The 21,254-nt window shown below is 34.6% G+C and carries 19 protein-coding genes; 11 read left to right on the top strand and 8 right to left on the bottom strand.

Annotated features, from left to right (window positions below; translation table 11 throughout):
* Positions 1 to 196 precede the first annotated feature (196 nt).
* Positions 197 to 568 carry a helix-turn-helix domain-containing protein gene (locus VB776_RS17660; RefSeq protein WP_323698199.1) on the bottom strand — a complete coding sequence of 124 codons (372 nt, stop codon included), beginning with the start codon at positions 566 to 568 and terminating at the stop codon, positions 197 to 199.
* 257 nt (positions 569 to 825) lie between these two features.
* On the opposite strand from VB776_RS17660, the gene VB776_RS17655 reads away from it, so the two are divergent.
* The 11 genes from VB776_RS17655 to VB776_RS17605 all read left to right on the top strand — a co-directional run bounded on the left by VB776_RS17655 (position 826) and on the right by VB776_RS17605 (position 11,548).
* Complete coding sequence (locus tag VB776_RS17655) at positions 826 to 1,539, top strand: ATP-dependent Clp protease proteolytic subunit (protein WP_262887504.1); 714 nt, start codon at positions 826 to 828, stop codon at positions 1,537 to 1,539.
* A gap of 141 nt (positions 1,540 to 1,680) precedes the next feature.
* The gene (gene clpX, locus VB776_RS17650; RefSeq protein WP_323698198.1) at positions 1,681 to 2,946 is read left to right on the top strand and encodes an ATP-dependent Clp protease ATP-binding subunit ClpX; all 1,266 of its coding nucleotides are present in this window, start codon (positions 1,681 to 1,683) and stop codon (positions 2,944 to 2,946) included.
* Positions 2,947 to 3,047: 101 nt separating this feature from the next.
* Complete coding sequence (locus VB776_RS17645; protein ID WP_323698197.1) at positions 3,048 to 3,599, top strand: hypothetical protein; 552 nt, start codon at positions 3,048 to 3,050, stop codon at positions 3,597 to 3,599.
* Between the two features lie 94 nt (positions 3,600 to 3,693).
* Entirely contained in the window at positions 3,694 to 4,767 is a 1,074-nt protein-coding gene (locus VB776_RS17640; RefSeq protein ID WP_323698196.1) for a hypothetical protein, read from the top strand.
* 1 nt (position 4,768) lies between these two features.
* Positions 4,769 to 6,196 (top strand): hypothetical protein, encoded by a 1,428-nt coding sequence (locus VB776_RS17635; RefSeq protein ID WP_323698195.1) that lies wholly within the window; start codon positions 4,769 to 4,771, stop codon positions 6,194 to 6,196.
* A 171-nt stretch (positions 6,197 to 6,367) separates the two neighbouring features.
* The gene (locus VB776_RS17630; protein ID WP_323698194.1) at positions 6,368 to 6,790 is read left to right on the top strand and encodes a GNAT family N-acetyltransferase; all 423 of its coding nucleotides are present in this window, start codon (positions 6,368 to 6,370) and stop codon (positions 6,788 to 6,790) included.
* A gap of 46 nt (positions 6,791 to 6,836) precedes the next feature.
* On the top strand, positions 6,837 to 7,688 hold the full coding sequence (locus VB776_RS17625; protein WP_323698193.1) for a DUF5694 domain-containing protein: 852 nt from the start codon (positions 6,837 to 6,839) through the stop codon (positions 7,686 to 7,688).
* 90 nt (positions 7,689 to 7,778) lie between these two features.
* Positions 7,779 to 8,477, top strand: coding sequence for a hypothetical protein (locus tag VB776_RS17620; RefSeq protein ID WP_323698192.1), 699 nt, complete (start codon positions 7,779 to 7,781; stop codon positions 8,475 to 8,477).
* 261 nt (positions 8,478 to 8,738) lie between these two features.
* The gene (yhdJ, locus tag VB776_RS17615) at positions 8,739 to 9,623 is read left to right on the top strand and encodes an adenine-specific DNA-methyltransferase (protein ID WP_323698191.1); all 885 of its coding nucleotides are present in this window, start codon (positions 8,739 to 8,741) and stop codon (positions 9,621 to 9,623) included.
* Positions 9,601 to 10,728, top strand: coding sequence for a hypothetical protein (locus VB776_RS17610; RefSeq protein ID WP_323698190.1), 1,128 nt, complete (start codon positions 9,601 to 9,603; stop codon positions 10,726 to 10,728). The genes yhdJ and VB776_RS17610 overlap by 23 nt, the downstream gene beginning before the upstream one ends.
* 82 nt (positions 10,729 to 10,810) lie before the next feature.
* Positions 10,811 to 11,548, top strand: coding sequence for a hypothetical protein (locus VB776_RS17605; RefSeq protein WP_323698189.1), 738 nt, complete (start codon positions 10,811 to 10,813; stop codon positions 11,546 to 11,548).
* Between the two features lie 469 nt (positions 11,549 to 12,017).
* Here VB776_RS17605 and VB776_RS17600 read toward each other — a convergent pair whose 3' ends face one another.
* The 7 genes from VB776_RS17600 to VB776_RS17570 form a co-directional block, all read right to left on the bottom strand.
* Positions 12,018 to 13,772 (bottom strand): family 43 glycosylhydrolase, encoded by a 1,755-nt coding sequence (locus VB776_RS17600; protein WP_323698188.1) that lies wholly within the window; start codon positions 13,770 to 13,772, stop codon positions 12,018 to 12,020.
* 126 nt (positions 13,773 to 13,898) lie between these two features.
* Complete coding sequence (gene bioA, locus VB776_RS17595; protein WP_323698187.1) at positions 13,899 to 15,263, bottom strand: adenosylmethionine--8-amino-7-oxononanoate transaminase; 1,365 nt, start codon at positions 15,261 to 15,263, stop codon at positions 13,899 to 13,901.
* Positions 15,229 to 15,852 carry a dethiobiotin synthase gene (gene bioD, locus VB776_RS17590; RefSeq protein ID WP_323698186.1) on the bottom strand — a complete coding sequence of 208 codons (624 nt, stop codon included), beginning with the start codon at positions 15,850 to 15,852 and terminating at the stop codon, positions 15,229 to 15,231. Before bioD ends, bioA begins: the two co-directional genes overlap by 35 nt.
* Positions 15,853 to 15,868: 16 nt before the next feature.
* Positions 15,869 to 17,050, bottom strand: a complete 1,182-nt coding sequence (locus VB776_RS17585; RefSeq protein ID WP_323698185.1) for an aminotransferase class I/II-fold pyridoxal phosphate-dependent enzyme — start codon at positions 17,048 to 17,050, stop codon at positions 15,869 to 15,871.
* A 345-nt stretch (positions 17,051 to 17,395) separates the two neighbouring features.
* On the bottom strand, positions 17,396 to 19,741 hold the full coding sequence (locus VB776_RS17580; protein WP_407653845.1) for a M1 family metallopeptidase: 2,346 nt from the start codon (positions 19,739 to 19,741) through the stop codon (positions 17,396 to 17,398).
* 54 nt (positions 19,742 to 19,795) lie between these two features.
* The gene (locus VB776_RS17575; protein ID WP_323698184.1) at positions 19,796 to 20,719 is read right to left on the bottom strand and encodes an HNH endonuclease family protein; all 924 of its coding nucleotides are present in this window, start codon (positions 20,717 to 20,719) and stop codon (positions 19,796 to 19,798) included.
* A gap of 2 nt (positions 20,720 to 20,721) precedes the next feature.
* The gene (locus VB776_RS17570; protein WP_323698258.1) at positions 20,722 to 21,132 is read right to left on the bottom strand and encodes an AAA family ATPase; all 411 of its coding nucleotides are present in this window, start codon (positions 21,130 to 21,132) and stop codon (positions 20,722 to 20,724) included.
* Between the last annotated feature and the right edge of the window lie 122 nt (positions 21,133 to 21,254).

Below are 21,254 nucleotides of genomic sequence, written 5' to 3'. Positions count from 1 at the left end.
AGAATAATCAACCACAATTCAACAAAAAATCCCGTAAGGTCAACCTCTGCGGGATTTTTTGTTTTATCAACTTTAGCTACTCTATTTTTTTTCTATTAGCTGGAGAATTAATTCGCCAGCTAATAGAAAAATCCAAAAAAATTAAACACTTTCATCGTAAAAACTCCATTCTCATAAACTTTCAACTCATAAACTCCTAAAACCCTATTTTCTCTCGTTGTTGTTGGCTTTGAATCAGTCTGTAGGCTTCAATCAAAACACGTTCTTCAAACTTACTTCGCCAGTAATCTGATTCCTTCTTGAGTTTTTCTATTTCAAGCTTTAATTGCTCTGTTTCAATTGCTGTATTTGGCATTACTTTCGGAGTAATTACTTCTTCTCCAAAAAGCTCCAACACATTTATATCCAACAAATTGGCTATTTTAGTAGCTCTGCTGATAGTGAGTTCAGTTTTACTTCTTTCAATATCGCCAAAAGCGGTTGTTGAGATTTGCAAAAGCTCTGCCATGTTCTCCTGAGAGTATCCTTTTAGCAGACGGGCTTGTCGTATTTTTTCTCCAATTTTCATAATTATCATCTTTTCTGATAAATTCTCTGTAAAACTGACAAGAATTATTTCATAGTTTTTGCATCTTTGCTGTCGAAGATTTTTTGAATAACACCAAAAATAAACTGATAAGTTTCAAAATTATTGCTAGAACTATTTGAGGTTTTTGAAAGTTATTAAGAAAGCATTCAAGCAAATTCCAGCTTACAGAATTGCTAAAATGGTTTATTTGATTTAATTTACCAACCGACATATTTTCAATTTTATAAAATAACGTTATGTTTCCAAAAGAATTAAGTTCAGAAGAATTCAGAAAATACGCCGTACACCACAGAGGTTTGAACGGTTTGGCAGTTGACCAGTACATGAATCAGGCAAATAATATCGGAGGTACTAGTCGTCCATTCATTGAAGATATGACTCAGTACATCATCGAAGAACGCCCAATGCGTTTTGCACAGATTGATGTTTTTTCACGTTTAATCATGGATAGAATTATCTTCATGGGAGTACCTGTAGATGATTATATGGCGAATATCATTGTAGCTCAGATGTTATTTATGGAATCTACGGATGCTAAGAAAGACATCATGATGTACATCAACTCTCCGGGTGGTTCTGTTTATGCAGGTTTAGGTATTTATGATACAATGCACTATATCCGTCCAGACGTTTCTACGATTTGCACTTCGTTGGCGGCTTCGATGGGTGCAGTATTATTGGCTGGCGGTACAGCAGGTAAACGTTCTGCATTGCCACACGCACGTATTATGATTCACCAGCCTTCAGGTGGAGCGCAAGGACAATCTCGTGATATTGAAATTACCGCTCGTGAAATCGTAAAAATTCGTAAAGAATTGTACGAAATCTTGGCACATCACTCTGGAAAATCATTCGAAGAAATCGAAAGAGATTCAGACCGTGACTATTGGATGCGTGCAGAAGAAGCAAAAGAATACGGTTTAATTGATGAAGTATTGACAAGAGTATAAAATCTTGAACAAAGAAGTAAGATTAAATTAGCGTATCCCCAAAAATGCTTATTACTTCCACAGAAGTAGTAAGCATTTTTTGTTTTTAAATCAGTAATTTTACTTCGGAAATAATGAAGGCACAATTTTGTGTGTAAAGATATGAGACAACAGCAAGCCCATTGCGTCCTTTGTGGACGAAAACAAAATGAAGTACCTTTATTGATGGAAGGTATGGATGGACACGTGTGTAACGAATGTGTAACGCAAGCTTACCAAGTAGTTCAACAAGAATTGAATCCTGAGAAAAACAGAAAAAATAAAAATAGTAAAGCACCAGCACCAAAGTTTAATTTGGTGAAACCAATAGAAATGAAAAAGTATATTGATCAATATGTGATTGGTCAGTACGAAGCAAAAAAACATCTTTGCGTTGCCGTTTATAATCACTACAAACGCTTGATGCAACACGATATTAAAATAAGTCAAGACGATATTCAGATTGAAAAATCAAATATTATCATGGTTGGCGAAACAGGTACAGGAAAAACATATATGGCAAAAACCATTGCAAAAATGTTAGAAGTACCTTTTTGTATTGCTGATGCTACCGTAATTACAGAAGCTGGATATGTAGGTGAAGATGTTGAAAGTATATTAACACGTTTACTGCAAGCTGCCGATTATGATGTAGAAAAAGCTGAAATGGGCATTGTATTTATTGATGAAATTGATAAAATTGCTCGTAAATCTGATAATCCATCTATCACTCGTGATGTTTCGGGCGAAGGTGTTCAGCAAGCTTTATTGAAATTATTAGAAGGTGCGGTAGTGAATTGTCCGCCTCAAGGAGGCAGAAAACACCCAGACCAAAAAATGATTGCGGTAAATACCGAAAATATTCTCTTTATTTGTGGTGGTGCATTTGATGGTATCAAACGTCATATTTCGAAACGTTTAAATACTCGTCCGATTGGTTTTAGTTCTGATGATACTTTCTTGGATATGTTTGAGGAAGAAAATGTCATGAAATTCGTTACTTCTCAAGATTTAAAATCATTTGGTTTAATTCCAGAATTATTAGGTCGTTTGCCTGTGGTTACTTATTTGGATCCTTTAGACCACGAAACATTACTTTCGATCTTAACAGAACCTAAAAATGCTATCACTAAACAATACCATAAATTATTTAAAATGGAAGGTATTGATTTAGAATTTGAAAAGCCAGCCTTAGAATACATCGTAAGCCAAGCGATGGAATATAAACTAGGAGCAAGAGGTTTGCGTTCAATCTGCGAATCAATCATTACAGATGCCATGTTTGAACTTCCTTCGCAAGAAGATATAAAAGAATTTAAAATTTCACTTGAGTATGCTCGTCAAAAATTTGAGCGAACCGTTTTTCATCAAATGAAAAAAGCAGCTTAAACAACTACTCCCAGAAAAAGCCCAAAATAATGATTTGGGCTTTTTCTTTTGCAATTAATTAATTCTTTCAGCGTTTCTTAACAAAACTAAAACCTAGTATTATGCAAACAATTAGACTAACTTTCGCCAGCATCTTTGCTGTATTTGTAGCTGTTTCTTGTACTTCACAGAAGGCTGTAATTTCCCAAAATCAAGCTGAAAAAGCTAACATTGAAATTGCCAAAATTGAACCTCAACGCAATACTTCAATGATTGAGGCGGCTCCCAAAAAACAAAGCCCAACAATGTATGCTTCTACTGCTGAAGTAATTCAGGTTGAAGAAGCAAGTCAAGAACAAATCAGCGAAGTAAAAAAAGAAAAAATTAATGCTCTTTTAGAGAAAGTCATTGCTCAAAAAAACGAGAACAAAACAGTAACCAGCACGCATAAAGCTAATTTTGTGGAGAAACTAATCATCAAAAAGTTAGAAAAGAAGATGAAAAAGTCAGCACAACCTGTTGATTTTCATAGCTGGAATTCATTCTTGAAACTTGGCGTAATACTTTTAGGGATTGGTATTGTATTGGCCATCGTTGGCTTAGGAACTGTTGGTGGACTTGCTGCCTTTATTGGTATCTTATTTACCATTTTAGGTATTTTACAAGAAGTATAAAACTTGTATATCTGCCATTCCTCATAATTTCTTTGTCGAATAAAGTTTTTTTTACCAAATTCGGTCTTTCTTGAAACTATTTATTCACGACCTTATGTCTTTTTTCGACAAGTTGAAATATGTTTTCCGTGGCAACAAACCTACCATTGAAAATACAAATATAGAGATACCAATCGCAGAAGAGGTATCTTCAAACGAAACGTTGGTGACAGTTACTCAGCCTGCACCAACGTTTTCACATCCTATCAATGACCAACCCGATTGGCTTATCAACGAAGATATTCTTCGAGACGAAGGCGTTATTTTCGGGCTTTCGGGTTCTAATCCCGACGAAAAGGTTTCTATCATTCGTCATTACTTCTCGCAACAAACTGCCGAAACCGATAAAGTGATTGCTCAACACCAAGAAGAAATTGGTGAGCTTAATTACTGGATTAACGAAAAAGAAAGCTTGGTAAAAGAAGTTGAACAGCAAATTCAAGCACTCAAAAATCAAGAATTTACTGAGCAACATCATTTATTGAGAACCGTTGTGGGCTTAACACTTGCTACGGGCATTGCAGTTGGTAATTATTATCTTATCAGAGAATCTTTACAAGGGCAATTTCAAGAAACTGCTTTTATTGCATTAGGAGTATTTCTAGCAGGGATGTTCAACCTTTTTGGTAGAATTTCTTTCTTGCACGACGAAAGTAAAGAAAGTACTTGGAAAAGATTATTAGAAGAAGTAGGTATGCCTTTGGCGGCTTCGTTCTTTGTTTTTGCACAAATCTATGCTTCAAAACCTCCTCTTCAAGCTTGGGCTTTATTCGCTTTTATCTTCTTTTTATTTATGTTTTCTGGAAAATTATTCTTGGGAAATCTTACGATTTTCAAAGATGATTTTAGCATTTTTCAAAAGCGAAACCAATTGTATAAAGACAAAATCAAGAAAGTAGCAGAATGGGAAGCAGACATCGAAAAGCATAAAGCTGAAATCGAAAAGTATCGCCAGAAAAAACAAGATATTTTACCTGAACTCACCAAATTGAGTACTATCAATCTAAAGCTAAAAGCCCAAAGAGATATGCTGATTAAAGTATTTGAAAGTGAATATCATTTGGCACAGAACTATCGAAATAAATTGAATAACAATCAAGTGAAAACAATTTTAGGAGAAGAAGAATAACATGGAAAATACTGAACACAACAATAATCGTATGCTAGCAAATACTCCTGCTACACATACCGAAAATTACGATTTTCAACATGGCTATCATGGTGGTTTGGAATCGGTGGATAGAAATACTTATGAAGGTTATCTTTCTTCTCAAGTAAATTTCGAATGGCTTTCTCGTCAACTAAATGAGAAAAAGCAAGAACTAAGCGATTTAGAAAAAGTAATCGAACATGTTAAAACTCGCTCTAAAGAAGCTTTTGATGCACTACAAGCAAGAATTTTAAATGTAAATTTAGCTGGCAAAAACAGAGACCGTCTTGAAAATCAGTTAAACGAAAATCAAGAAACGGCGAACACTTTATACGAAAAAAGAAAAGCTGTAGCACATAAATACTCTTTATTTGCAGGAATTATTTACTTTTTGGCTGGAGTATCTTTTGTGGCTGGCGATTTAATTATCTCGCACGAAATCGTTGCGTATGCCCTTAACATTCGTAATAATTTTGAAGCTTGGTCATTTGCGGTTGGCTTGGCAATGCTTTCTATTTTATTAAAACCAGCTTACGAACGTTTGATTGAATCGCCTTATAACGATGCAAATTCAGAACGCTCTAAAAAAGTATATGTTTGGTTTAAAAGTATTACGGTAGTTTTTGCCGTTGCAACGCTCTTTATTTTGGGTTGGTTTAGGTACGAAGCCTACAAGACTGATAAAATGAAAGAGGGCGTAAACAAATCTATCAAACAATTACAAAACCAAAGCTTCGACCCGCTAAACCCAACGGCTCCTCTACCCGCTAATGTTACTCGACAAATTGATGAAAAATTAAGAGTATTCGACCAACTGAATGAAAAATTGGTGAATAGTCCTTGGGCATTAACGTCATTTGTGTTATCAGGTATTTTGTTTGCTTTGGCTGGTGCTATTTGTTTGGGTATTGCCTTTCCTGTTTTACAATGTTATTGGTCGAAATGGTTGCAGATTGACCCACGTTTGAAACGTTTGAAGAAAGAAAAATTAAAATTGGTTACACAATTGCAAGAAGTAGAAAAAGACTTGGCAGAGCAAATTGTTCAAAAGAATATCTTTGAAAACGATTTACAATTATTACCAAGCTTTGAATCTTTGGAAATTCAGAAGAAAAATCTTTTGGAGGAAATCAAAGAGATTGAACGTGAAACTCGTTTGGCAGAAACTGATTCTAGGATTGGTGCTTATAACGATGGCTTTGGAAAAGGTTCAATGGTGAGAGACGTTATCAATACCGATGAAGTAAATCAATTTGTAAGAGACCAATATTTCGATACGGCAACACTGGCTAGTAAAGCAAAAGCTTCTTCGGCTGGTGGCGACAAAGCGATATTCTCGAAAAGACCAAACCTTCGTCCTCATCAACAATTACGCAAATTGATTTCTGAGGATTTTCAAGAGGAATAGCGTTTTTTAATTTGAAGATTTGAGAATGGAGTTATTTTCCTATTAGGAGGTGAATTAATTCAGCTCCTAATAGGAATCTATTTGATAATGAATTTAATTCAAAACTCACAATTCACTCAATCACTAACTCGCTAATTCACTAACTCACAACTCAAAATTCACTCAATAAATATGACCATAAAGATAGCTCACACTGAAGCAGAAGTTCGCAAATGTTGGTATGTAATAAGTTTACTTCGTCCACATCTTACGGAAGAAGTATTTGTAGAAACAGTACTCCAAATGTTTAGTGAGGGTTATCAATTAGCATACATTGAAAAAGACGATGAAGTAGTTTCTGCCATTGGTTTTAGGTATTTGCAAATGCTTTATAATGGCAAACAAATTTATATCGACGACCTCACAACTTCTGATAAAGTAAGAGGCGAAGGCTATGGAACTGCTTTGTTAGATTATGTAATAGATTTAGCCAAAGCTAACAACTACGATTGTGTTACCCTAGATTCTGGTCCAACCCGCCATACCGCCCATCGTTTATACCTCAACAAAGGCTTCCAGATTAGTAGCCACCATTTTGTAAAGAAGTTATCTTAACATTTAATAAAAATCTAAACCCAAAGACTTTAACAAGTTATCTCTAATGAAGCCCTTAAACCTAATCTCCACAATTGTATTAATAATCAATACATTTAGTCTATTCGGACAAAAAAACGAAATCAAACAACCTTCTTCATTTTTTCCTAAAGAAAAAGCACAAGTTTTAGTGGTAGGTACTTTTCATTTTGATTATCCTAATTTAGACATCAATAAAGTAAATGATACCGATAAAATTGATGTACTAAAGGAACCCAAAAAATCTGAAGTTACAGAATTGGTAAATTATATTAAACAATTCAAACCTACAAAAATTGCTATTGAAGCCGCACCAAAATGGAATGCTACAGAAAAACTCAGAAAATATAAAGCGGGAAATTCAAGAAATGAAAGAGACGAACGCTACCAAATAGCGTTGAGAGTAGCTAATGAAATGAAAATAGATACTATCTATGGTATTGATGCTGATTCTTTTGATGAAGATTTAGTAAAATTAGATTCAGTATATTTTCAAAAGTTATTCAAGGATTTTGATTTCCAAAATGACGATAAGTTCAATGCAATGTATATGAAATGGTTTGATTATCAAGAAAAACTACCTGCAACTACCAACCTATTGAAATACATTAAAAATATCAATACCAGCGAATCTCATAAATTAGGCTATGGTGCATATTTGGTAGGAGATTTTAAATTAGACAATCAAAGAGGTGCAGATATTTTATCTATCTGGTGGTATAATAGAAACTTACGAATTTTCAGAAAACTGCAACAAATAACTGAAAGTAGTAAAGATAGAATATTAGTAATTTTTGGGAATGGTCATGCTGCTGTTTTAAGACAATTATTGGAATCTTCGCCAGAATATCAGTTTATTGAGTTTGATAGTTTGAAGTAAATGAAAGTGCTAAAATATGCTTATATGAAATGATTAAACCCAACAAAAAAGTAAATAAATGGCAAGACTATATTCATAAATTGATAAAATATGTTAGCAACCATCACTACTTATTACTTTTTTCTTACCAACTTTTATACATTCATTACTATTAAAAGTAGCGATTACTTTCATCATTCTCATTTTAATAGTAACGATATTCATCTTCATGAAGTAAATACAAAGTCTAAAAAGCTATTTTCTATTGGTAAAAACCATAGTGATAGTTTAGATTTTAGTTTTACTTCAGAAAGACAATGTATTCGTATTTGGACTAAAGATTTCAAAAACTTTAAAGGAACATTAACAAATTTTACTACTAAAATATCTGACTCCAATCAAGAAGGTAATTACAAGGAGAATAAACCTAAACGTCATAAAGAATATAAGAATACAGTAAAGATTGACACCGAAATAGCCAAACAGATTTACGTGATGTTCAATAATGCAGGCATCTTCTCTATGCGTGATGGAAAAGATATAAAAGGTTGGCGTATTGGTACTGATGGTGTTATTTATTCAATAAAATATTCTACCCTTAATAAAGAATCAACAAAACAATACTGGACTCCAGAAGTCTATGTCGGAAAAATCAAAGAAGCAGATAAGATTGTTCATTTGCTTGAGCAACTTGAGTCAACTTTGAATATGAAAGATTCATTTGATAAATTCTTTAATACATTACCTAATGGATGTTATAATGTAGGTAGTATCCTTGTTTGGTGTAAAGAGGAGAATAAAAAAGAATAAAAGATTCATTATTCCATAAAGCCATTAAAAATAAGACAATGGATAATAGATTTGTCATTAGCCTCTTTTCTTTATATCATGTACACCTGTAGCGGTAAACCCTTGCGGTTACCGTTTGATGAAAGTTTTCAGATTAGTAGTCACCATTTTGTGAAGAAGTTGTAAAATACTTTTGAAGGAGGCATTTTATAGGCTTCTACCCTTCTTTATTGTCAGGAATAACTAAATTTGTCTATATTTATTAGTACAACCAGTTCGACAATGGAAATTTTTGGCACAAATAATCATAAAATTATTCACGGAGATGCTTTGACAGCTTTGCAAACGCAAGTAGCAGATAATTCTGTTGACTTGATTTTTGCTGACCCTCCTTATAATATTGGCAAAAACTTTAGTGGACATATTGAAAAATGGGCAAGTGAAGAAGCATATTTAGATTGGTGCTATCAATGGATTGACCTTTGTTTAAAAAAGCTCAAGCCCAATGGTAGTTTTTATGTAATGACGGCTACACAGTTTATGCCTTTTTTTGATATTTACTTACGTAAGAAACTAGATATTTTATCAAGAGTCATTTGGAGTTATGATAGTTCTGGAGTACAAGCCAAAAAGTATTTTGGGTCAATGTATGAACCTATTCTTTTTTGTGTGAAAGATAAAAATAGCTATACTTTCAACGCCAATGATATTTTGGTAGAAGCTAAAACAGGAGCAAAAAGAAAGCTAATTGACTACCGTAAAGCTATTCCAACGGTTTATAATTCAGAGAAAGTTCCTGGCAATGTTTGGGAATTCTCAAGGGTTCGTTATCGAATGGATGAATACGAAAATCATCCTACACAAAAACCTATCGCACTACTCGAACGTATCATCAAAGCAAGTTCAAACGAAAATGATTTAGTTTTAGACCCCTTCTCTGGCACTTTTACTACTTGTGCTGTAGCTAAAGCATTAAACAGAAAATGTATTGGTATTGAATTACAAGAAGAATATATCAAAATAGGTTTAAGAAGACTTCAATTAGCAAAAGAGTATAAGGGTGAAAAACTTGAAAAAGAAGTAAGAACATTTGAAACAGAAAGATTAACAAATAACTACAACTTAACACTCTTTGAAGAACCCAATGGAACACCTATTCACGACTAATATTAAGACAATCCTCAATCATAAATTCGGGGAAAATGCTAATGATATTTTCAACAATAGTCATCTGATTCAATACATTAATTTAAAAACTCGTTCGGCTAATAAGGGTTCAAAGGCTCGCTCTAGTTTTGCTAACCTCTATGCTATTTACGTGATTCTGGAAGATTACATTTCCAAAAACTTCGAATCAACAAATACTTATTCTGAATACGAAGGAGCTGAATTCAGTAAGCTATTCACACGTCAAAGAGAGCTACCTTTTGGCAGTAAACTTCAAAACCATGCACTCAATAATCGCATGAATGCTGAATTTCAAAAGTATTTTCCCAATGATGAAATCATTCCCATTTTAAGAAATCATGAAACCAATAGATATTGGATTAATGAAAATCTACTTAAAGTAAAAGTAGGTATCGAAACATATAATTTAGCCTCCGTTATTCTTGAAATTATTGATGAATACATCAAAACCAAACAAGATTCTTTTCAACGTTTTGTAGATGTTTGTGAAGAATTACAGGCAATAGAAAATTCAAACCCTGAAGAAGTAATTGATTTCATTAATAACTTATTAGCTCCAAATGTTGATGCAAGGCTTTTTGAAATTGTAAGCTATTCCATTTTAAAATATTATTATCAAGACCAAACAATATTCTGGGGTTTTGAAATAGATAAACTCACAAAAGAAAATCTAAAGCTTTATAAAACTGGAAGAACGAATGCGAATGACGGTGGAATTGACTTTGTAATGCGTCCACTAGGTCGTTTTTTTCAAGTCACTGAAACACTTGATTTTAAAAAGTACTTTCTTGATATAGATAAAATACAGAAGTTCCCGATAAGCTTTGTCATTAAATCTGATGAATCTGTTGATGTTATCTCAACTAAAATAGAAGAGAACGCACACAAAATATATTTAGTAAAAGCAATTATTGATAAGTATATGAATTGTATTGAAGAAATAATCAATATCCCAATACTTAAACAACGCTTTATAAATACGATTGAAATGGGCTATCTTAATAATGTATTGAACGAAGTTATTACCCAAAGTAAAGTAGAATTTAATTACAGTGAAATAACATCGACAAAAGAATCTGAGTAATAAAATAATGTTGTTTTTGATGCTATTTTCACAAAGCACATTCTACCACAACCAATAAACCAAACCAAAACCCTCTACAGTCATGTCAACTACCTCAGAATCAGGGCAAGCTAAGAACCTTGCTAATTTCGAAACCCTTATTTCTTATTGTATTAATTTTGAAGAGCGTTATAATCCTTCTCGTGAGGATTTGAAAATTGCTAATTTACAGGCTTTACTGACTAAAACGAAGGCGGCTTTGGCTGAACATTCGCTTAAAGTGGTGGCTCAAAATCATGCGATTAGTCAACGACAAGAGGCTTTTGCGTCGTTAAAGTCATTATCAACTAAATTGGTTAATGCTTTCAGAATATCAGGCGTGGATGACCTAACTGTGGCGAGAGCAAAAGCTATCAACCGCAAAATTCAAGGTAAAAAAGCTTTATCTACCCTTAAAAGAATGAAAAAAGAAACGCCTGAAGAACCTATCGTAACTATCTCTACTTCGCAACAGAGTTATAATTACTTGGTTGAACATTTAGATGCGCTTGTACGTCTCCTTGCAGCTCATCCAGAGTATCATCCCAATGAAATTCCTTTACAGATTCCTACCTTGAAAGCGTACATCAATCAATTAAGGGCTTGCAACTTAGCTGTAATGAACACCCACGTAGAATATTCGGGCAGTCGCTCGACAAAAAACACCTTGCTATATCATGATAAAACGGGCTTATTGGATATTGCTTTGGACGTAAAAGCCTATATCAAGGTCATCTTTGGTGTGAAGAGCTACGAATACGGATTAATTAAGGGCATCTCTTTCAAAAGAAGGGACATCTAAGGTAAAACTGAGTATCGCAAGAAAACTATCGTCTACATCATTATCAATATTAGCTAGTGATATTAGATTTATTCATCCATCATTTAGACTTAGAGCTTGGGCATTTAGGTATATGCTTATGGATTTAAGATTTAGAGTTTAGGCATTTAGATATTTTATTGTGGATTTTAGATTTAGAACTTGGGCATTTAGATATTTTGTTGTGGATTTTAGATTTAGACATTAGGCTTTTTGATATATGACTGTGTCTTTGAGATATTTTAGTGTGGCTTTGAGGTTTAGAAATTAGGCTTTGAGATTTATCCTTCCGTCAATCATAAATCAAGGGAAATAGACGTTAGTAATCCGATTGTCGTTCAGATATTTTACAGGATAAAATATCAATTTACTGTTCAATCTTTGCTGTTGCTCGTGTCGCACGAGCAACAAGCTAGAATTTATTTTATACACGGCTTGGAATGCCGTGCTACTATTTTATTTCTTTTACTTCACTCAGTACCGAAACGCCATTTTCATTGAAAGTTTCAATGGCACAGAAGTATTTTTGTCCGACCGTCAAAGCTCTTAATTCTAAACTGTTCGGTGCATCCGCCCAAATCTGATACGTTTGGTATAATTTATCTGGAGCAATGCCCCACAAAATATTATAACCTACTGCATTCGGCGATTTCTCCCAAGTAATATCAGCATTACGAGTATCTGATTGGCGTTTTACGTTTAATTGCTTCGGAGTTTGTGGAGCTTTACCCATTCCATTTCCAAAAATACGAATATCACTCACCGCCAAATTTGGCATCGGCACATGAATGTTTTCGTACTTGATGTAACGAGCTTTTACTGCTTGAGGCAATTCTACATAAGCATTGGGACGGTCACGTTTGGGTTCATTGCTATTATCATAAATCAATTGCCAAGTTTTGTTATCATTTGAAGCATAAAATTTGAATTGAGCAAATACACGTTCTTCGTTACTATCAAAAATATCAGATTTATAATCGGTGAAATTTACTTGTAAAGCTTTTACCTCTTGTATATTTTGCAAATCAACCGTTAGCCATTCGCCTGCTTTGTTGGTATTGGCAACCCAGAAAGAACGAAGATTTTCGTCGGTGACTTTATTCGCCACTAAAGTATCTCGTACAGAGGAAGCCGTGCAAGGTTTTTTGTATGAAAGTAGCATCCAACCTGTAAATAATTCATCTTTTTGTGTCCATTTTTTAGTTGGTAAAAAATGTGGAAAATCCCCAAAACGAGTATTGGCAAACATCTGATTATCGGCATCAAAACCTGTCGGAAACATGGCTACTCTTCTTTCAAAATTCCAATTGACAGCAATCCAAGGCGTGCCAGTATTCCAATAATTCCCATAATTATCTTGAAAGGTATTCCCATGACCAGCACCAGTCAAAAATCCGTCTGGTTTATATGAAATAGGATTATATGGAGCGTACGTAAAAGGTCCGAGTGGATTATCGCCAAGGTAAGTACCGTTGGCATAAACATTATATTCTGTGCCGGGAGCACCATATTGAAGGAAATACTTACCATTGTGTTTGGTCATCCAAGCACCTTCCGTAAAGGGTTTGATGGTATCTCGGTGGTCACGACCAAAGCGTTCCCAACCATGATTTTTGGGGTCGAGATAGATTAAACCTTTATATGTAGAAGCATAAGTAAGGTTTCGTTTTTTGTCTAATTCTGCTCCAAAAATCGGATACACATTCGATGAACCCCAATACATGTACCATTTATCTAATTCTTCGTCATAAAACAAAGCAGGGTCCCAAGGTCCAATGTACTGAGGCAAACGAGGTAACCAACGATTGTAAAATTGTAATTTACCTTTTTCGGGTTCAGTACTGAATAAAATCGGACGTTGTTCAAAAGTAGATTGAAACAAGTATAAAGTATCCCGAACCGACAAAGCCGCAGGAGCACACATATCTTCCATCGGCCACATACTTGGCTTTACATAATCCCAATTGATTAAATCTTTTGAATGCCAATAACCGCCAGAAATAGTGACAAAAAGGTAATATTCATTTTTGTGATTAATAATCACAGGGTCTGCACCCGAGCGGTAGGAAATCTTTTCATTTAATTGCTCAAAATTGTAACGATAACCAATATCGACGGGATTACAATAAGTTTTTTGATTAGGGTTTTGGGCGAAAGCTAAAGAGGAAAAAGCACAGCAAAGCAGTACAAGTAAAATCTTTTTCATATATGTTTTTGATTGAATTTGGAAAGAAGTTAAAGAAGAGCAAGAATAAATTTATCCTTGTTTGTTATGTGAGATTTTATCTGTAAAAGAAAAGGTGAACTACCATTTAGTAATTCACCTTTTCTTTTAGATTTCCTCCAAAAACTCTTCGATACAAGCATACACATAATCTAAATCTTCTTCGCTAATACAATATGGCGTTAGCAAGTAAATTACATTTCCGAGCGGTCGCATCAAAATTCCTTTTTCCAGAAAGAAATTATAAGCTATATCTCGCATATTGCTAAAATATGAAGTGCCTTCTGCTACTTTAATTTCAATCGCCAGAATCGTACCTTTCAATCGAATATCTTCAATTTTATGTTGGTAGGATATGGCTATTTTCTGGCTAAAATTTTTGTGTAAAGTATTGATTTGTTGAATTTGTGCTTGCGTTTCATCACTCAATAATAAATCTAAACTTGCCAAACCAGCCGTACAAGCCAATGGGTTGGCAGTAAATGAATGACTATGAAAAAGCGTTTTACGTCTATCATCTGAAAGAAATGCTTCATAAATTTCTTGTGTACAAGAAGTAACACCCAAAGCCATTGCCCCACCTGTAAGTCCTTTTGAAAGACAGAAAATATCTGGTTTTACCGTTAAGTAATCGGTCGCAAACATTTTACCTGTACGATAAAAGCCCGTCATGATTTCGTCGGCGATGGTCAAGATTCCGTTTCTTTTCGCTATCGTTAGTAATTTTTCCAAGATTTCGGGTTCATACATCACCATTCCGCCCGCACCTTGAATTAAAGGCTCAAAGATAAAAGCAGCTATTTCATCTGCCTGATTCATCAGTGCATTCATGGCTTGTAACGCTTCTGTTTCTTGACCTTTCAGCGGAATTGGTAAATAAATTACTTCAAAAAGAAATGGGTTGAAAGGTGCTGTAAAAGCACTTTTTGCCCCAACTGCCATCGTACCGAAAGTATCGCCATGATAACCATTTTCAAGCGCAATGATTTTGGTTTTCTTCGTAATTCCTTGATTGTGGAAATACTGAAAAGCCATTTTCATCGCCACTTCTACGGAAGTAGAACCATTATCAGAATAAAAAATTCTTTGTTGATTATCTGGTAAAAGTTCTAATAATCGCTCTGCCAAACGAACAGCAGGTTCATGGGTGAATCCTGCAAAAATTACTTGTTCTAATTTCAGAAATTGTTCGGCTACTTTTTGGGCAATGTATGGATGAGAATGTCCATGTAAATTCACCCACCACGAAGCAATGGCATCAATGTATCTTTTGCCATTTTCATCAAAAAGATAAACGCCTTCAGCACGCACAATTGGAATAGAAAAAGGAGCAGTTTGATGTTGCGTAAAAGGATGCCAAAGTACTTTTGCATCTCTTTCACTCAAATTACTGATAACGGGATTTTGTATGTTTTCAACTGGATATTCCAGATGTTCATCAATGACAAAGTGTTTTTCTGAAGTGTTCTGCATATTTTTTTACGGTTTCTTGAGCAATATTTGATTCTTGAGCTACTTTTCCTAGCAATTTTACTTGCGTGTAATTCAAGATATATTCCTCAGAAGATGGATTATTTTCACCATTGAAAATAATTCCTTTGATGTCAATATTGTTACTTTTTAGTATTGCTATTGAAAGCAAAGTATGATTGATACTTCCTAAATAATTTTTAGAAACTAAAATAACTGGAAGCGCTAATTGCTTAATCAAATCAAGATTGGTTGATTTTTCATTTAAAGGAACCATCAAACCGCCTGCTAATTCTACAATTAAGTTATTGTCTGTAACTGGTAATTCAAATTTAGATAATTCAATTTCAACGCCATCTATCGCCGCCGCTGCGTGAGGAGAAAGTGGTTCGTTTAAGCGATAAGCTTCTGGATGAAAAACCGTTTTTGAATTAGTGATTAAATGTTGTACAGTATTGGTATCGGTGAAATCTAAAGCACCAGATTGAATAGGTTTCCAATAATCTGCTTCGAGACTTTCTGTTAAAATACTTGAAATAAAAGTTTTACCGATTTCGGTTCCGATTCCTGCAATGATATATTGTTGTTTCATGAATAAATACTTCAATTTATAATTTGTTCAATACTTCAAAAATCTGTAAAATCTCTGTTTCTGTATTAAAATCATGCAGACAGATTCTTAAACGTTCTTTGCCTTTTGGCACAGTTGGCGAAACGATTGGACGAATGTCCAAGCCTTTTGCTTGTAAAGTACTCGCTATGGCTCTACAGTTTTCATTTCCAGGAATAACGATACACTGAATAGCAGAAGTACTTTCGATTAAATCAATCGCTGGATTTAAGCTTGCTTGTTTTTGAAAGAATTGAATGAGATGATGTAAATTTTGATTAGAAAAACTGGCAGATTGCATCAAATCATAAGCACATTTTACGCTAATATGGCTATGAATTGGTGCGGCAGTGGTATAAATAAAAGCACGAGCGAAATTGATGAGATAATCTCTCAATGAATTACTTCCTAAAACAATCGCTCCGTGACAGCCCAAGGCTTTGCCAAAAGTAATTACTCTGGCAAAAACTTTATCTTCTAAATTCAATTCATTGACTAAGCCTTCGCCATGTTTTCCGAAAACGCCTGTAGCGTGTGCTTCATCGACAATCAGATTGGCACCAAATTGTGAACAAAGATTACTGATTTCGACAAGAGGAGCGAGGTCGCCATCCATCGAATAAACAGATTCAATGGCTACAAATACTTGAATGTTTTTTAAAGCAAGATTACTTGTTTTGTCTTCTTCAATTTTAGTCAATTTTTTAGCTAAATCTTCAACATCGTTATGTTTGAATTTATAGCGAGTAGCGTAGCTCAATCTTGCACCATCAATCATACTAGCGTGAATCAGTTCGTCGGTAATCAATACATCATTTTTTTGTGGAATCGACGAGAGTAGGCCTACGTTTGCATCATAACCTGAATTGAAAATTAATCCTGCTGTCGCTTTGTGGAAATGAGCAATTTGTTTTTCTAAATTTTCTACAAATGAAGTATTCCCCGCCAATAATCTTGAACCAGTCGCACCAGTTGGAAAATTTCCATCAATAGTTTGCTGATGAATGGCAGTTTTGAGTTTTTCTGATTGTGCAAAACCCAAATAATCATTCGAACAAAAATCGATTAAATTTTCTGTAGTACGAAGTGAGCGAAAAAGAGATTGAGTTTTTCTTTCTTCAAGAATGCTTTCAATACGTGTTGCTAAAGTATTCACTAAGCGATTTGTTTGTTTCTGCAAAGATAGTTACAAAAGTTTTAAGCCTTCATTCTTTTGGTATTTGATATAATTTTGAAATTTTTTTAAGAATTTTTAAGAAAACACTTGACATCATAGCATTTTTTGCTGTAACTTCGCAGTTAATAGGTGTAGAACTATTTACTAAGATTGCCCAGATGGTTTCCGTCTGGGCAACTTTTTTGTCTAAGGTTTTGAAAAAATAAAGGATAACAATAAAAAAGCCATGATAAATTCAATTATCATGGCTTTTTTGATTTTTTACTCGTTTGAGTATTGAAATATATCAAGTCAAACTTTCAAGTATTTTTAACGTTTTTAGAAAAAAATCGAGAAAAAACCTTGAAATTAATTCTTCGCACCTTGTACAGCACCAGCTTTTTGTTGTTGTTGCATTGGGTTTGGCTGTGGCTGACGCTGTGCTTTGAATACTTGGAAACGACTTGGTTGTTCTGGCTCTCTTGGGAAAACGTTGTCTTCTGTTTCGATGTCAGCAATTTCCAAGAATGGGTCTAATGTCCATTTCGCTACTTTTTTATCCGTAGGAATTACTTTTTTGATTTCCTTGTCATTCAAACGCCAGATTTCAGCAGGGTATCTAAATACTTCGCTTGTTCCGTCTTCGTAATTTGCTTTTACAATCACTGGCATTGGTAAACCTCCTTTATTTTTCACGTTCAATACGTAGAAGTTTTTGTTTGAATTCACCAATTTCTTTTCATCATCTGAAAGTGAAGCCATTGTTTGTTCAAATTTCTTTTTATCAGCTTCAGAAGTAGCAAAACGGTCGTAAGAATTATAGAAATCTCTCATGTCAGGATTTTCTTCAACCACGGTTTTAGGAATATCCGTTTTGTTACGAATGTTACTCATCGTTTGACGTTTTGCTTCTGCCTCTTTTTTAGCTGCTTCATTTTTAGCCAAAGGGTCAACATTATCAATGCCAAACCATTCTACGGTTTCAAGCGTTTGGTTTACTGGTTCAACACCATAGAACCAACCTTTCCAGAACCAGTCTAAGTCAACACCAGAAGCATCTTCCATAGTACGGAAGAAATCCGCAGGATAAGGCTGCTTAAATGCCCAACGACGAGCATACTCTTTGAAAGCATGGTCGAATAATTCACGTCCCATTACTGTTTCACGCAAAATATTCAAGGCTGTTGCTGGTTTTGCATAAGCATTCGGACCAAAAGCCATGATATTTTCTGAATTAGTCATAATTGGTACTTGTTGTGTTGGGTCAGTTTTCATGTAAGGAACAATGTACTGAGCTTCGCCACGACGAGAAGGGAAATCTCTATCCCACTCTTGTTCTGCTAAATACTGACAGAAAGTATTTAAACCTTCGTCCATCCATGACCATTGACGCTCGTCAGAGTTGATAATCATCGGGAAGAAGTTATGACCTACTTCGTGAATGATTACGCCAATCATTCCTGCTTTTACTTGTTCAGAATAAGTGCCATCAGCTTCTGGGCGACCGCCATTGAATGAAATCATTGGATACTCCATACCGCCACCCGAAGTAGAGTGACAAGAATAAGCCACTGGATAAGGATATGCTACGGTATGCTTTGAATACGAACGAAGTGTATGAGCTACCACCATCGTAGAATATTGTCCCCAAAGTGGATTTCCTTCTTTTGGATATAAAGACATCGCCCAAACCTTTTTGCCTTCAACGTCAACTTGCATGGCATCCCAAATAAACTTACGAGAACTTGCAAAAGCAAAGTCACGAACATTATCTGCTTTGAAAATCCAGGTTTTCTTGCCTGTTGGTTTGCCTTTTTCAGCCTTTTCTGCTTCTTCTTGCGAAACAATTAACACTGGACGAGTAGCAGTTTTTGCTTTTTCCAAACGTTTTAATTGTTCAGCCGAAAGTACTTGTGCAGGGTTTTGTAATTCACCAGAAGCACCTACTACGTGGTCGTTTGGTACGGTTAAAGCCACTTTATAGTTTCCGAAAGTAAGGGTAAATTCACCTTGCCCTAAAAACTGTTTGTGTTGCCAGCCGTAAACGTCGTTGTAAACTGCCATGCGTGGAAACCAGTGAGCGATGAAGTAATTTACGTTGCCATCTTTAGAAAAGAACTCATAACCCGAACGACCATAATATTCTGTAATTAAATAATTCCAGTCGATAGAGAATGATACCGAAGCACCAGATTTCAATGGTGTTGGCAAATCAATTCTCATCATGGTATGGTTAATTGTATGCTTCAAAGGATTTCCTTTCGCATCTTTCACTGATAAAATATTGTAACCGTACTTTTTAGTATCAGTCAAATCTTTGAATTGTTGAAAAGACGCTTGTCCTGAAATTCCTCCAGTTCTTGTATTTGCCCCAATAGCATCTTTCTGAAATAAATTTTGGTCTAATTGTAACCATAAATAAGGCAATTCATCAGGCGATTGGTTGAAGTACGTAATGGTTTCAGTCCCAGTAATTTTGCGTTCTACATCATCCAATTCCGCTTTGATATCATAATCAGCACGTTGTTGCCAATATTCTTTTCCGGGGCTGCCAGAAGCAGTACGATAAGAGTTTGGAGTTGGCAAAATTGTTTCTAGTTGTTCAAAACGTTTGTTGCCATTGTAAGGATTGGTGGTGGGTGCTTGCTGAGCTGTTGCCATTTGGGAACAAGTAGCAACCAACAAACCAGTAATGAGCTTTAAGCTACCTCTCATGTTGATTTTTAGATTGAAGTGAATAGATTTACTGTACGAATTTAGTGAAAAAACTTACAAATCGCCATTTTTATAGGCTTGGAAATAAGCAAGGATAACATCCTGTTCTTTTTTTGGTAATTTATTAATGATAAGTTTTTGGAAATTATCTACACTTTCCATAACAAACCATCTCAAGAGCGTTAACGGTTTTGTTAGTACTACTTTGTCTTTATCTAAGTCTTCAAAAAGCTCCTTGATTTCCGACTTGAATGTATGTTTTGGGACATCGGGTTTTGAATACTTTCCTAATAATATCTTTTTGATGCGATTACTAATGTAGTCATTGATATAATCTAATCTATTCAATAAAAGAGGTTGACGATTAAGATTACAGATTCTGATAGTTTCAAATCCTCTTCCATTTATTCCATCAAGCCCTATCATTGAAATACCTTTTCCACTAGTCTCAATTTCAAAAGCTAAGAACTCTTTAGGTTCATCAATTTCTGGATGAAGTAAAAAAGGAGCTTCATGCTGGTTTAAATAATTAGCTTTTACTTTCGCAGAGTCTAATTTTTGATTTATCTTGCAATCTTCAAACGTGAAATGTTTATTCTTTACAGGAAATTGGTCTGCTTTACCTCCTCCAATTTTGTTGCATTCATGACAAGTGGGTAATAGGTTTGTCCATTCGTAACATAACCAATAATATCCTCCATGGTTTGTCTTTAACACTCTACCTTTGGGGCGATAATGTTCAATATAAATTGACGTTCGTTCTTCACAATAAGCACACTTCCCTTGATAGATTTCATCCAATTTTTCCACCACAGCATCGCCTTTACTTCCGTCTGCTCTAAGATACTTTCCTCTATAAATGTCTGATGTAATAAGTTTTTTATTTTTTGTACTGATAATGTTTTGTAAACTATCAATAGCCTCTTGACTTACTAATGGTGCAGGTATGTCTTCTAAGTCTTTAACTACTTTCCGCATTGTTATTTCACTTTTAATAGGTCTAACAATTCTTGTTTATTTTCTTCGGTCAAAAATTCATCTATCTGTTTATCTAACTGGTCGTGAAATAATACTTCTTTATAAGTATCCTCCGTCCTAATCATCTTATCATTACTTTTACTGTCAGGAATTAAGTCTTGAAAACCGAAAATCGGTGAGCTTAATATGGTATTTGGCGTAAGTACACTAAAATCTATATCTAATAATTCTGCTTTGATGCCTTCTTCTTTTGTTCTGGAAACATTGATAATAACTGAATTTGGGGGTGCTCCCAACAAAGGAATTGGGCTATGAGTAGAAACAATAAACTGAATTTTTGGAAATAATTCTGTCAATTTTTCTACAAATCGCTTTTGGTATTTAGGATGAAGATGTAATTCAAATTCATCAATTAGTGGGGTGGTCTATTTTTGGTTTACACTTTTTGCGAGGTTTTATTGTTTAATGTTTACACTTTTCGGCATTTTTCTCAAACCATTGCGTTTCAAAATCAAGTGGGAATTCATATTTTAAA

Origin of the sequence: Arcicella gelida (genome assembly GCF_034931025.1) — a bacterium.
Taxonomy (GTDB): domain Bacteria; phylum Bacteroidota; class Bacteroidia; order Cytophagales; family Spirosomataceae; genus Arcicella; species Arcicella gelida.
This window is presented reverse-complemented; position numbering and strand designations above follow the sequence as displayed.

Coding starts and splice junctions, on each gene's coding strand:
- VB776_RS17660 (WP_323698199.1), bottom strand. CDS start 568: ATGAAAATTGGAGAAAAAATACGACAAGCCCGTCTGCTAAAAGGATAC.
- yhdJ (WP_323698191.1), top strand. CDS start 8,739: ATGGAAATTTTTGGCACAAATAATCATAAAATTATTCACGGAGATGCT.
- VB776_RS17620 (WP_323698192.1), top strand. CDS start 7,779: ATGTTAGCAACCATCACTACTTATTACTTTTTTCTTACCAACTTTTAT.
- VB776_RS17630 (WP_323698194.1), top strand. CDS start 6,368: ATGACCATAAAGATAGCTCACACTGAAGCAGAAGTTCGCAAATGTTGG.
- VB776_RS17645 (WP_323698197.1), top strand. CDS start 3,048: ATGCAAACAATTAGACTAACTTTCGCCAGCATCTTTGCTGTATTTGTA.
- VB776_RS17605 (WP_323698189.1), top strand. CDS start 10,811: ATGTCAACTACCTCAGAATCAGGGCAAGCTAAGAACCTTGCTAATTTC.
- bioD (WP_323698186.1), bottom strand. CDS start 15,852: ATGAAACAACAATATATCATTGCAGGAATCGGAACCGAAATCGGTAAA.
- VB776_RS17610 (WP_323698190.1), top strand. CDS start 9,601: ATGGAACACCTATTCACGACTAATATTAAGACAATCCTCAATCATAAA.
- VB776_RS17635 (WP_323698195.1), top strand. CDS start 4,769: ATGGAAAATACTGAACACAACAATAATCGTATGCTAGCAAATACTCCT.
- VB776_RS17640 (WP_323698196.1), top strand. CDS start 3,694: ATGTCTTTTTTCGACAAGTTGAAATATGTTTTCCGTGGCAACAAACCT.
- VB776_RS17625 (WP_323698193.1), top strand. CDS start 6,837: ATGAAGCCCTTAAACCTAATCTCCACAATTGTATTAATAATCAATACA.
- VB776_RS17600 (WP_323698188.1), bottom strand. CDS start 13,772: ATGAAAAAGATTTTACTTGTACTGCTTTGCTGTGCTTTTTCCTCTTTA.
- VB776_RS17580 (WP_407653845.1), bottom strand. CDS start 19,741: ATGAGAGGTAGCTTAAAGCTCATTACTGGTTTGTTGGTTGCTACTTGT.
- clpX (WP_323698198.1), top strand. CDS start 1,681: ATGAGACAACAGCAAGCCCATTGCGTCCTTTGTGGACGAAAACAAAAT.
- VB776_RS17575 (WP_323698184.1), bottom strand. CDS start 20,719: ATGCGGAAAGTAGTTAAAGACTTAGAAGACATACCTGCACCATTAGTA.
- bioA (WP_323698187.1), bottom strand. CDS start 15,263: ATGCAGAACACTTCAGAAAAACACTTTGTCATTGATGAACATCTGGAA.
- VB776_RS17655 (WP_262887504.1), top strand. CDS start 826: ATGTTTCCAAAAGAATTAAGTTCAGAAGAATTCAGAAAATACGCCGTA.